General features: G+C 31.1%; 15 protein-coding genes. 11 read left to right on the forward strand and 4 right to left on the reverse strand.

Annotated features, from left to right (window positions below):
• Nucleotides 1-366 precede the first annotated feature (366 nt).
• Nucleotides 367-747 (forward strand): hypothetical protein, encoded by a 381-nt coding sequence (locus ACUN26_RS09400; protein ID WP_000450239.1) that lies wholly within the window; start codon nucleotides 367-369, stop codon nucleotides 745-747.
• Between the two features lie 391 nt (nucleotides 748-1,138).
• The gene (locus ACUN26_RS09405; protein ID WP_000569864.1) at nucleotides 1,139-1,600 is read left to right on the forward strand and encodes a hypothetical protein; all 462 of its coding nucleotides are present in this window, start codon (nucleotides 1,139-1,141) and stop codon (nucleotides 1,598-1,600) included.
• 549 nt (nucleotides 1,601-2,149) lie between these two features.
• On the opposite strand, the gene ACUN26_RS09410 is transcribed toward ACUN26_RS09405, so the two are convergent.
• Nucleotides 2,150-2,395, reverse strand: coding sequence for a hypothetical protein (locus ACUN26_RS09410; RefSeq protein ID WP_002093748.1), 246 nt, complete (start codon nucleotides 2,393-2,395; stop codon nucleotides 2,150-2,152).
• Between the two features lie 607 nt (nucleotides 2,396-3,002).
• Between ACUN26_RS09410 and ACUN26_RS09415 the strand changes: the two genes are divergently transcribed.
• From ACUN26_RS09415 to ACUN26_RS09435, 5 genes are all read left to right on the forward strand, one after another.
• Entirely contained in the window at nucleotides 3,003-3,359 is a 357-nt protein-coding gene (locus tag ACUN26_RS09415; RefSeq protein WP_000535571.1) for a hypothetical protein, read from the forward strand.
• A 103-nt stretch (nucleotides 3,360-3,462) separates the two neighbouring features.
• The gene (locus ACUN26_RS09420; protein WP_098643488.1) at nucleotides 3,463-4,002 is read left to right on the forward strand and encodes a GNAT family N-acetyltransferase; all 540 of its coding nucleotides are present in this window, start codon (nucleotides 3,463-3,465) and stop codon (nucleotides 4,000-4,002) included.
• A 50-nt stretch (nucleotides 4,003-4,052) separates the two neighbouring features.
• Complete coding sequence (locus ACUN26_RS09425) at nucleotides 4,053-4,613, forward strand: hypothetical protein (RefSeq protein ID WP_001080628.1); 561 nt, start codon at nucleotides 4,053-4,055, stop codon at nucleotides 4,611-4,613.
• The gene (locus ACUN26_RS09430) at nucleotides 4,606-5,346 is read left to right on the forward strand and encodes an alpha/beta fold hydrolase (RefSeq protein ID WP_000237663.1); all 741 of its coding nucleotides are present in this window, start codon (nucleotides 4,606-4,608) and stop codon (nucleotides 5,344-5,346) included. The genes ACUN26_RS09425 and ACUN26_RS09430 overlap by 8 nt, the downstream gene beginning before the upstream one ends.
• A gap of 2 nt (nucleotides 5,347-5,348) precedes the next feature.
• Complete coding sequence (locus ACUN26_RS09435) at nucleotides 5,349-5,807, forward strand: DinB family protein (protein WP_000288861.1); 459 nt, start codon at nucleotides 5,349-5,351, stop codon at nucleotides 5,805-5,807.
• Between the two features lie 58 nt (nucleotides 5,808-5,865).
• On the opposite strand, the gene ACUN26_RS09440 is transcribed toward ACUN26_RS09435, so the two are convergent.
• The 3 genes from ACUN26_RS09440 to ACUN26_RS09450 all read right to left on the reverse strand — a co-directional run bounded on the left by ACUN26_RS09440 (nucleotide 5,866) and on the right by ACUN26_RS09450 (nucleotide 8,906).
• Nucleotides 5,866-6,882, reverse strand: coding sequence for a D-alanyl-D-alanine carboxypeptidase family protein (locus ACUN26_RS09440; RefSeq protein ID WP_001160069.1), 1,017 nt, complete (start codon nucleotides 6,880-6,882; stop codon nucleotides 5,866-5,868).
• A gap of 181 nt (nucleotides 6,883-7,063) precedes the next feature.
• Nucleotides 7,064-8,221, reverse strand: a complete 1,158-nt coding sequence (locus ACUN26_RS09445) for a sensor histidine kinase (protein ID WP_001243277.1) — start codon at nucleotides 8,219-8,221, stop codon at nucleotides 7,064-7,066.
• A complete protein-coding gene (locus tag ACUN26_RS09450; RefSeq protein WP_001043192.1) occupies nucleotides 8,211-8,906 on the reverse strand; it encodes a response regulator transcription factor in 696 nt (231 codons plus the stop codon). The genes ACUN26_RS09445 and ACUN26_RS09450 overlap by 11 nt, the downstream gene beginning before the upstream one ends.
• A 198-nt stretch (nucleotides 8,907-9,104) precedes the next feature.
• Here ACUN26_RS09450 and yqeK point away from each other — a divergent pair, with 198 nt between their 5' ends.
• From yqeK to ACUN26_RS09470, 4 genes are all read left to right on the forward strand, one after another.
• Nucleotides 9,105-9,713 (forward strand): bis(5'-nucleosyl)-tetraphosphatase (symmetrical) YqeK, encoded by a 609-nt coding sequence (gene yqeK / locus ACUN26_RS09455; protein ID WP_000966613.1) that lies wholly within the window; start codon nucleotides 9,105-9,107, stop codon nucleotides 9,711-9,713.
• Between the two features lie 13 nt (nucleotides 9,714-9,726).
• A complete protein-coding gene (locus tag ACUN26_RS09460) occupies nucleotides 9,727-10,401 on the forward strand; it encodes a DUF3885 domain-containing protein (protein WP_001176122.1) in 675 nt (224 codons plus the stop codon).
• On the forward strand, nucleotides 10,398-11,135 hold the full coding sequence (mtnN, locus tag ACUN26_RS09465; protein ID WP_000215738.1) for a 5'-methylthioadenosine/S-adenosylhomocysteine nucleosidase: 738 nt from the start codon (nucleotides 10,398-10,400) through the stop codon (nucleotides 11,133-11,135). Before ACUN26_RS09460 ends, mtnN begins: the two co-directional genes overlap by 4 nt.
• Nucleotides 11,136-11,216: 81 nt before the next feature.
• Nucleotides 11,217-12,065: a GNAT family N-acetyltransferase gene (locus ACUN26_RS09470; RefSeq protein ID WP_000617087.1), complete on the forward strand. Its 849-nt coding sequence runs from the start codon at nucleotides 11,217-11,219 to the stop codon at nucleotides 12,063-12,065.
• Nucleotides 12,066-12,226 lie beyond the last annotated feature (161 nt).

Consider the following 12,226-nt stretch of genomic DNA (forward strand, 5'->3'; position numbering starts at 1 on the left):
AAAACGCTATTTTAATACGGAAGGGAATAATGATGATTCCATGGGATAAGCGAGTATACATTGTATCAAGGTGATCATTTTATTACAGAGGGGACAATTGTAGAGGTTAGTGAAAAGGCAAATAAATCATTATATTGGCTCCAGTGCATGATAGCTCCAAGTTATGAAAAAGTGTGCGGGAATAGTATAAAGCGACTTCGGTTGATTCGGATAGATAATGACGAAGAATGAGATGATTAAGGATAGGTATTGAATATGCCATATTTGTATGAATAAAGAGCAGAATATAGCCAATATATAGGTGCTGAAATTGTTCTAAAGGTAGGGATATCTGAAATATAAATAATTGAGGGGAGTGAACTAAAAATGGAAACTAGCACTTTTTTAGGATTGTTTTGGGGATGGATCACGGTTATCGTATCGGGAATACTTTTCGTACGCCCATCGGTATTACGTGAATTGAAAAAATTAGTGGTTGAAGACAGAGGGTTTGGTATTATGTACGGTTTTTTATCGATTTTCCTAGGGCTAGGCACTGTAATCTTACATAATGTATGGGCATTCAACTGGCAGGGGTTCCTAACGGTTATTGCATGGCTTGCATTATTAAAGGGAATTTACATAATTGCATATCCTGAACCCTCCAAGAAAACTGATTTTGAATTAAGGATACTATCTACACGTATAGCGCTCGCTATCATTGGCGCCTTGGCTTTATGGATGCTTATAGTAATCTATATAAAATAATCTTTTTCTAATGAGAAATATACTAAAATATGAGAAAAGGCTATAATAATAATTATAAATTTAGTCCTACTGGAAGAATCCGTGGACATCAAACTAAAAAGGGAGTTGTTATATTACTCTGTAGTTTGGTGGCCACTTTTTTATTTTTTATTAACAAAATAGATCAGGGTTATTTTTATAAATGACGCAATTAACTTCCGAATTAAAACTGACCGGAAAGAAATGTATGTTTGTTCGGGAGGGGTGTTAAAGAAATTATTACAACTGTGTAAGGTTAATGTAATATTAATCGATAGTAAATCAAGATACTTAAGTGTATTTTTAATAGGATTTGAAAGTACTGTTTTTAACATATTGGGTTAAATAAAATTTAATTAGGAAGTGTAATACAATGATTGAGATTAAATCTATGATTTATTCGTACAAACTAAAAAGAAGAATAGCTAAAGATTTATATGGCAGCAGAGATGAGTTGACGATGTTATTAAATGAATTTAATAATATGAAAAGTAAACTGAAGTCTGACAAAAAGAAAAATAATATGTTATCCCGTTTACAATTAATGTACCAAAATATGAAATTAGACAAGCAGTATTCTCTTCCGTTTGCTCTTAATAGTAGGTTATTGGAGCGATTAGAAGATGAATCTATTCAAACAACTGAAAAATGTGTATCATGTCTACACGTAATGTTAGAAATAAATTATGAGAAAATAAAACATTATGGATCTAATACAAGTAGGTCATTTGTTCCTTTATCACAGTCTTCCATTTGTCTTGCTGATTTTGTTTGTTTGACAGGATTTGTTTTATTAGGCTTACTAGGAACAATTACATTTGGAGGGATAATGTAATCTTTTTATTCACTTACATAAAAGACCACCCATTTAAGGTGTATTTTTTAGTTACATAGAAGAGCTCATGCGATAGACAGGGAAGAATGACACGGATGCTAATTTCTAGTTGCTCATTGTTAATGCATTGTGTAACTAGAAAGATAAAATGTTATGATGCTATGAATAACAAGGAATTTAGCGTTTGGGCTAGTTACACAAAATATAAGATATGGGTAACTCATAGTAAACGTGAAATGATAAACCCTATGTTGTCGCAGCGATTAAGTGAGTATGCTGAGGGTTTGTTATTGATGCAAAATTAAGTGTTACAGGACTTAATGCACCATAGCAAAAGGAAAACTTACTACTGTAAATAAAGTGTATGTGAAATAATTACAAAGTCGATTTATAAGAGTCAGCTTATATTTCGACACTCCACTCAACTTGTAACTATAGATGCCATTCTAAATCTGTACGTGTTAATATACAAAAAGCTGACTATACTCAGTCAGCTTTTTGTATATTATATTCTAGTATTTATCGATCCCAAAAGACATATTCTTTCCGTTAAGTTGACATTAAAATCTTACCAATGTTTTCTTTTACAATGACAACAAATAAAGAAACATTTACAACGACACTTATTTCGTTTAGAACTCCAATCATCATCACAATGATGCTTTTCTTTAGACTTCCACCAATCATCATTACAATGCTTTTCCTTAGAACTCCAATCATCATCACAATGATGCTTTTCTTTAGACTTCCACCAGTCATCACAACAATGCTGTTTCTTAGAACTCCAGCAATCATTATTCCAGGACATTTTTTTATACCTCCCTTCAATAGGATTACTATCATTCTATGTTTTAGTGAAGAAATGGCTTGTTTATAAACCTATTATTTTATCTTTATATGATAGAGTGCTTTCTACTACATATAGAATTCATAAAAACTATGCTAATTTCCAAGAGATAGTGGAGAGAATTACTGGTTATGACATTTATCAATAAACACATGTTGAAGAAAACATTCTGATTATAAATAATATCTAATTTTGGAGTACATTTTTCTGAATGTATATTTCAAAACAGCGGAGAAAAAATATATTATATTACTGCAAACAAAGCCTATGTATATGTAAAGTAATAGAAAAAACAGCTAACTCTTAAAGGAGCTGGCTTATTAAAAGAAAAAAAGATTCATTTGATAAAGAGGTTATCTAAACTTTAAATTCAGCAGAATTAAATCCAAGTCCCCTCATTAAACAAGCCGCTAACTGTTAAAGAATTGTTTTTATAATTAATAAAGAAAAAATGTTTAGTACAATTGTTTGTTTTTTTCTTTCTATGTGTTTGCCTCGTACACTTTTAAGCTAGTGGACATACTTTACTAATAGAAAGGATTAGGGGGTGAGGTTTTGGGTTCTCGATTTAATAATTGTAAAAAGAAGTGTACATGTAAACAGGATGATTGTTGGGAGATATTCGAAGAGTGTAACAAAGAAAAGCATGAGAAATGTGATAATTCTTGTGTGCAAGGAATTAGAGATGAGCTTAAGAAATTAATTAATCGCACAGTTCAAATTAATACAGAGGGACGTACTTATGTAGGTACTGTTTCGTCTGTAAGTTGTGATGTAGTTAAGCTTGCAGCTATTCCTGGATCTGTTGCAGTAATTATCTCCATTTGCAAAATTGAAGCAATTTTCCCTCCTGTTACAACGGTTACTGCAGAGTTTGATTTTAATGGTGTTGACGTAGCAAATAAAGCATAATTATGCTTTGTTTGTAAAGCCATTCTGATGAATGGCTTTATTTTAATTTCGTATAAAAGGAGAATATATTCTTTATATAGAAATAAGTTTGAGGCTATAAAGAGTGATGTACGAAAGGAGAATGAGAGTGATTAAATTAGTGCCCTTTAAAAGATCTAATTTCAAACAATTAATAAATTGGATTCATTCCGAACAATTTTTAATACAGTGGTCAGGAAATGCATTCACATATCCTTTAAACGAACAGCAATTAGAGAAATATATAGAAAGTGCAAATACACTCGCTTTCAAAGTAATAGATGAAAAGACTGAAGAAGTACTTGGTCATATTTCACTTGGTCAAATAGACGATATAAATAAGTCTGCGAGAATTGGAAAAGTGTTAGTTGGTAATACGAAAATGAGAGGGCGTTCAATAGGAAAACATATGATGAAAGCAGTACTTCATATTGCGTTTGAAGAATTAAAACTACATAGAGTAACTCTTGGCGTGTATGATTTTAATACGTCGGCCATTTCTTGTTATGAAAAAATAGGATTTGTAAAAGAAGGTTTATTAAGAGATTCAAAAAAAGTAGGAGAAACGTATTGGAATTTATGGGAAATGAGTATGCTAGAATATGAATGGAATAATAAAAAATAATAGTTTCTTATAATTTTATTATGTTAATTAAAAGGGATTGGTGGGAAATTATGAATAGAAAGACTATAGTAATCACAATTGCAGCTGTTTCAGGGGGAGGTAAAACTACTATTACAGAAAGTTTAACTCATGAGTTAACAAATTCAAAAGCGCTATTTTTTGATAGTTATAACTTTGATAACTATCCTGCTGATATTTGTAAATGGATTGATGATGGAGCGAATTATGACGAGTGGGTACTTACACCATTAATTCATGATATTCAGCATCTTATACGAGATAGTAAATTAGACTATATTATTGTAGATTATCCTTTTGCATACTTAAATAGAGAAATGGGGCAGTTCATTGATGTAACTATATTTATTGACACACCTTTAGATATTGCAATGGCTAGAAGAATTTTACGAGATTTTAAAGAAGATACTATGAGTGAAATACATAATGATTTAAAACATTACATGGCACATGCGAGAAAAGCTTATTTAGAGGCAATTCATACTGTTAAACCGAATTCAGATATCGTATTGGATGGATCTTTTTCTGTAAGTGAAATAATTGATCATGTTGTTGAGGAACTTGACCGAAGAGAAGTGATTGTCAATGGTTAAATGTATAGAGGAATATGTACAAGTTGATGATTTTAAAATGTATACGAAAGTATTTCAAGGAAAAAAGCGGCAGCCTGTTATTATAATGGAATCAGGCTACGGGGATTATTCAAAGGCATGGGATTATATTGCTGAAAGACTGACGGAATTTGGGACGATACTTACATATAATCGAGCTGGATTAGGGAAAAGTGGGAAGAGTTCCAAGCAACGTATTAGTTCTGAAATGGTCAAAGATTTAAGAACATGTTTAAATCTTTTACAACTGAAGCCACCTTATATTTTTGTAGGGCATTCTTTTGGTGGTATAAATGCACGGTTATTTACGGTTTTTTATCCCGAGGATATGTTGGGAACAGTTTTGGTTGATTCGACACCAGAAAATTATAAAGAATTATTTTTGCCAATCATGTCTCCAGAATTTCAAGAAGCTTACTATAAACAATTTGCATATGAAAGTTCATATGAAGAGTTTATGTTTAGTCTAGGTGAAGCAGATAGACATTGTAAATCAATGAACGATATTCCCCTTGTCGTGCTAGCTGCTGGTAAAAAAGCTTTTTATTCGCAAGCTGCACAACTGAAATGGTTACAATTACAAAGAGAATTATTACAATTATCCAGTAAAAGTAAATTTATAATTGCAGAACATAGCGGTCACTATATTCAAAAGGATGAGCCACATTATATTATAGGTGCTGTTAAGTGGATACTTGGGGTAGGGGAGAGATAAATGTGTACACTGTATTTCAATATAACTGGCAAGTAAGAGAAGATTGGTTTAAGTGGTGTGAACAACTTACAGTGGAAGAATTACTTCGCAAACGTGTTGGTGGTGTTGGAAGTATATTAGAAACATTATTTCATATTGTAGATGTTGAGTATAGCTGGATTTGTGATTTGAAAGGAAAAGAAGTAGATGAGCCGCAATTTAAGGATTATCAATCTATTCAAAAAGTGAAAGCATTATCTCATTTGTATAATAAGGATTTAGAGGGATTTTTACAATCGTGGACAGAAGACTTAGAGAATAAAATATTAAAAGTTTCATGGACGGATAAAGAGTACAAGTATGGTGAAGTGTTACGACATGTTGTCGTACATGAAATTCATCATATAGGTCAGCTATCAATATGGGCAAGAGAGTTAAATCTTCAGCCCGTTTCAGCGAATTTAATTGGAAGAGGATTATAGACGTAAAAACCGACTTGTACTGTAAACGCAAGTCGGTTTTTATATGTAAGAAGATTTCTTAGTTGAAATCCTCGGATTTTCTTTGACGTAAATGTAAAAACATTAAAATTGTAATAATGAAAAAAATCATCATCGTTTGTATGATTAAATTTTTAAACTGTAGCAATATTGCCCAAGATGTAAGAGTATCTTTAAAAGCTTGGAGTGCAGAGTACGAGGAAGGTTCAAAACCGTACTGAAGTAATTTTTTTGTTTCAATAAAAGTAGTGTTTTCTTCATCGGATTCTAATATTACTGAAATAAGCCTAGTATCTCCTAGTTTTGCAGTACCGACAAAACTATTATTACCGTTAGTTGAAAAACTAGTTTGCAAGCCATCAACACCTTGGAATTTAATGTTTTCATTGAGGGAATAAATCATTTTATTTGTGTTGAAAACTTGAAAATTTTTGAAGGTAAATTGGTAAGAGGTTAGTTTCGTCATATTCAGTACATTAGGAAAATCTTTTACTAAATGCGTTGCTAGTTTAGCTGCATCTTTCGCTGTTGTATTCGATTGTTTATTTGTATCTTGATTAGCTCCAGTAGAGTTTAGAAAAGGAGATGGCTGTGATAACTGTAGCTGTTTTGCTTTTTCATTCATTAACGTTGTAAAGTTATCTTCATTGCCACCAATGTGTTCTGCCAGTGCGAGTGCAGAACGATTATTTCCTGTTAAAAGCAATGCATGAAGTAAATCACGAACCGTCGTTTTATCCTTTGCTGTTACTTGCATAGGAGTCGTTTCCGCTTGGAATAATTCGTTACTTATTTTTACGGATTCATCTAACTGTATTTTGCCGTCATTTAGTTGTTCCAATACGATATACTCTGTCATTAATTTAGACAAAGTAGCTGATTGTATAGGGGTTTCTTCATTTTTTTTATAAATAACTTCACCTGAATTAGCATCTATTAAAATAGCTGATTTAGCTTGAATAATTGGACCATTTACATAAAGATAAAAATATAAAACGATAAGTGCAGTAATAATAAAAGATAATAATAAAATTGTGAATTTTTTCAAGAATTGCATAAGCGATCCTCCTACTATGACATCAATAATAATATTGTAAAAAGGAATGCTTAATTAGGAAGAAAGAAAAGGTAAAGAATTTCTAAAGAATTATAAAAGATTATTAAACTTTGGATATTGATGGAAAATAAAAGGTTCAATTTCTTATCATATTAGAAATTGAACCTAAAATTATGGTGTATTAATTTTTATATGGTAGTAGTTTTACAGTGAAAGTTGTTTTCTTGTCATCACTATATACTTCAATCGTTCCTTTATGCAGTTCGACAATACTTTTTGCAATTGCTAATCCGAGTCCTGATCCACCAGTGTTTGTTGAACGTGATTTTTCAACACGATAAAAACGTTCAAAAATATGAGGTAAATCTGTACTAGGAATAGGTTGTCCGTAATTTGTTATATCAATTGTAATCATATTATTGCTTTCATAAGCGGTAAGGTCAATATAACCACCTTCGTTTCCATAAGCGATAGCGTTTATAATAAGATTTTCAAATACACGCACTAATTTGTCTCCATCAGCTAATACCATGAGTTTTTGAGAGGGGAAAGAAGGACGGCATTGAATATTTGCTTCTTGCACTTGTATTCGGAATTGAACAGTTAATTGTCCAAGTAGCTCTACAATATCAATGGGAGCAGAATATAAACTTAACTCTTTATTTTGAACACGGGTGTATTCAAACAAGTCATTCATTAATGCATTTAGACGTGTTACTTTACCATAAATGACTTGTATGTAATGACGTAATTCCACTTCATCTCTATAATTATCATGATGGATTAAATTCACGTATCCAACTATTGATGTAAGGGGAGTACGTAAATCATGTGATACATTTGTAATTAGTTCGCTTTTTGCTTGTTCTGCCTGTCTTTCTTCGTCAATTGACTCTTTTAATTGTTCAACAATTTGATTGACCCCAGTCGCTAACTCTTCTAAATAATTATGATTTACGATGGAAACTTTATGATTGAAATTTCCATCTGCAATATATCGAATCTCTTCTATCATTTTTTTAATACAAGTTTCATAGTAAAGCTTTCTCTCGTGACGATAAAAAATGTATAGATAGGATGAAAAAATAGAAAATAAAAATAAATAAGAAACAATCATCATCCATAAAGATTCTTTAATCCCTTTATACTTTTCATAACCAAAAATCCGAATGAATTCTTTACCGAGTTCGGTTAGAGTAAGTGAACTCTCGATTACACTCGTAATGAGGCGATATATAATTAATTCAGTAATAGGTGTAAGAGTGATAGCTAATAAAAACCAAAAAATTATCTTCCATTTTGGGATATCTTTTAAAATATCAAATGCTTCATTTCTCAATTTTATAGCCTACTCCCCAAACAGTATGAATAAATTTTTCTCCATTCATTACTGTTTCAAGTTTATCCCGTAAATTACTAATATGAACCATTACAGTTTTATTTGAGCCATAACCATCTTCATTCCAAACACGTTCGAATATTTCTTCGGAACTAAATACTCTTCCTGTATTGCTCGCTAGTAAATATAAAATATCAAATTCAATAGATGTAAGTTTAATATATTCATTATTTACTTTAACAGTATGATTATGCTTATGGATTTCAGCTGTTCGAATACGAATGATACCATCGTCTTTCTTTTGAGTAGCAGCGTTTTGGAAAGTGGATCTTCTCAGCAAAGCTTTCACTCTAGCGACTAATTCTAGTGGATTAAACGGTTTAATCATATAATCATCTGCACCTGTCATAAGCCCTAATATTTTGTCCATGTCTTCAGCCTTTGCACTCAGCATAAGGATAGGTACAGTATTATTTTCACGCACTTCCTGACAAACTTCTAATCCATTTCGCTTTGGCATCATAATGTCCAAAATCATGAGGTCAACTTCATATGCAGATATCATTTGTATTGCTTCATCACCGTCATAAGCTTTAAAAATGTTATATCCTTCATTTCGTAAATAAACAGCGAGTAATTCTACAATATCTTTATCATCATCAATAATTAATATGCTTTTATTCATTATATAGTTAGTTCCTTTCCTTACAAATCATCAACACTACTATAATAACAAACATTTATGTACTTTGTAGCAATGATTTTACATAAAATTTCATGTAACGTATTAAAAAGGAATTAAAGCATTCATAACGAATTAACAATAGAAGAATTATTTGAATTTCCTATTATATTGAAGGAACGTAATAAAGAGGAGATTAACGTGTTATATAATGAAAGATGTTCATTTACTCCAACTGGGAAAATAGAACACTCTATAAAAGAGTTTCTATTAAAGTACGATAAAGAATTTACATATCACCATTCAATTCGTGTGGCAAATGAAGCGCGAAAAATAGCGATAATGTTTCATGAAAATGAAGAAAAAGCAGAAATTGCAGGGTATTTACATGATATAAGTGCAATCTTTCCGAACGAGGACCGGATTAAAGTTGCTGAAGCAGTTGGAATCGAAATATTACAAGAAGAACGGAAATTTCCAATGATTATTCATCAAAAACTATCGAGAGTAATCGCAAGAGAGATATTTAAAGTGGAAGATGAAGAGATTTTAGGTGCAATTTGTTGCCATACTACATTGCGTAAACATGCAACGAAGATGGATTTAGTGTTATTTGTTGCAGATAAAATAGAATGGGATCAAAATGGGACACCATCATACTTAGTAGGTATAAAAAATGGATTAGAAAAATCTTTAGAACATGCTGCTTTTGTATATATTTCATATTTGTGGGAAAGAAAAGATACATTGAAAGTTATACATCCGTGGCTAGAAGAAGCTTATTGGCATTTAAAAGAACTTGTAGAGTAGAAAGGATACGAAAATGCAGTTAAAAGAATATATGAATCAAACATTTCCAGGAGTTACGTTAGTACCGTCCATATACTCTCAGTGGGAAAATCATCTACATTTTAATTTTGGGAAAGATAAATATCAAATTGTAGAAGGAACCGACGATTTAAATATGGAATACTTCTCTCAACTATATACAGATAATAAATACTTATTTGAAGATATATTTTTAAAAGAAGATGTAGTGTTTGTAGTAGCAAATGTTTATCGGTTTAAAAAGGAAAATATAAAAACTCCACAGAAAATAAATATATACAATAAATATATTAAAAAGAGAGATTTAAAGTTTCGTATAAGACAAGAAACGTTACCTTTTCTATTTGAAGATGAAGAAGCAGATTTATATTGTACATCTCAATTTTCTTTAAAATGTCTTGCGGAAGATATTAAATATGAACTACTTATTCAAGCTGTTAATCATGAGGATTTTCCAGATCTTTATCCTCGTTTTGGACGCAAAAAAGAGGTTTCTTATCCTGACGTATTTCTCATTAACGCAACGAAAGATATTGTCATGTTTATTTATGATGATAGAGGATGTGAAGTCATTGCGAAGAATAAAGAAATAATACGAGGCTTATATGAAAAATACAAAGAGTGGATTCCAGTTTATGAACGAGAAAGTATAGATAGCTTATTTAAATGACAGTAGGGGAAGTGAAGTGTGTAATGAAACGTATCGCAATCGTATCCGCATGGGAACCAGAACTTACGTATTTGCATCAACATTATCCGAGTGAACGTATTGAAAAAAGAGCAGCTTGGGAATTTCATTTTCATTATATAAATGATCTGGAAATTATTTCAGTAATAACTGGTGTTGGCAAAGTAAGTTGTGCTAGTTGTGTACAATTATTAATAAGTGAATTTCAGCCGGACGAGCTATTTATGACAGGAATATGCGGAAGTTTATCAAATAAGGTGAAAAATGGTCACATTGTAGTAGCACTTAATGCAATACAACACGATGTTACTGCTGCTGGTTCAGGGGAAGATGTTTTTAATTTATATGATGGTAGAACAGCACCTATTGAAACAACAAAGTCAATTGTAAGAAAAATAAAAAAAATACGATCTTATGATCCAGTTCACTTCGGTACGTTCTTATCTGGAGATCAGCGTATTCGTAGTTCCGAAATGAGATATTTACTGCATACTGTATACGGAGCATTGGCGGTTGATCAAGAAGTCGCTGCTTTCGCTTACGTATGTCATATAAATAAAAAACCATTTTTATGTTTAAAAGCTGCTTCAGATCAAGCGAATGATAAAACGAAAGAAGAACAAAAGGTTTTTAAAATGTTAGCATGTGAACGAGCATGTGAGCATTTAATTGCTTTTTTACGTGTTTATGAGATTACTGTAGTAAATAATAGATAGTTAAAAGATTCAGGTGAAAGAAATTCATTTCATGTATTTGAATGTAGTATATAACAAGCCAAAGCGGAGGATTATATTTATATGATTCAATATAAAAGATGTAGTGAAGTAAGTATAGATTTAGTGTATGGAGCTTTTAAGGATGGATTTTCAGATTACATTATTAAAATGGATGTTTCAAAAGAAGATTTTATACAAAGATTTTTTGGACCAGAAGGTAACTCGCTAGAACACTCTTTTCTTGCTTTAGATGGTGACAAATCTGTTGGCATAATACTTGGTGGTATAAAGGTTTATGAAACTATAAAAACAATGCGTTGTGGAACATTAGCTGTTCATCCAGAGTTTCGCGGCATTGGAGTAAGTCAAAAGTTATTTGAGCTACATAAAGAAGAAGCGATACAAAATGAATGCCAGCAACTTTTTCTTGAAGTTATTGTAGGTAATGATAGGGCGATTCATTTTTATAACAAATTAGGTTATGAAAAAGTGTATGATCTTTCTTATTATAATTTAAATGATGTAACTAAATTAACAAATAAAGATAATAAAAATATTGAAGTGCAAAGATTAGAATTTCAAACATTTAAACTTGAAATTCAGAAATGGCTTAACTTCCATATAAATTGGCAAAATGATATTGATTACATTGAAAAAACAAATAATACGTATTACGGTGCATATGTTGATAATGATTTAAAAGGCTCTGTATGTGTAAATGAACAAGGTAAAATTAGTTATATTTTCGTAGATAAAGATTATAGAAATATTGGGATTGGGATGAAATTATTACAAGTAGCAAGAGTAGAATCAAATTTATCAAGTTTATCTATTGGTTTTCCAAACAACAGTTTACTAGAAGGGTTTTTAAAGAAATCTGGGTTTAAAAAGAATTCTTTAGCACAATATGAAATGTATTTATTGTTATAAAAAGCGGAAGGAATTATTCTTTGCGCTTTTTATTTTTGCACTATGAGCGTAAAATATTTCTCATATATAATCCGTGAATAAGTCCCAACATACTATATGTGGAGGTCTTTTTATTAGAAGGTTATTTATAAAGTGACAGTAAAATAACGAGAGATTACATA

This window comes from Bacillus sp. WC2503, from assembly GCF_052682895.1.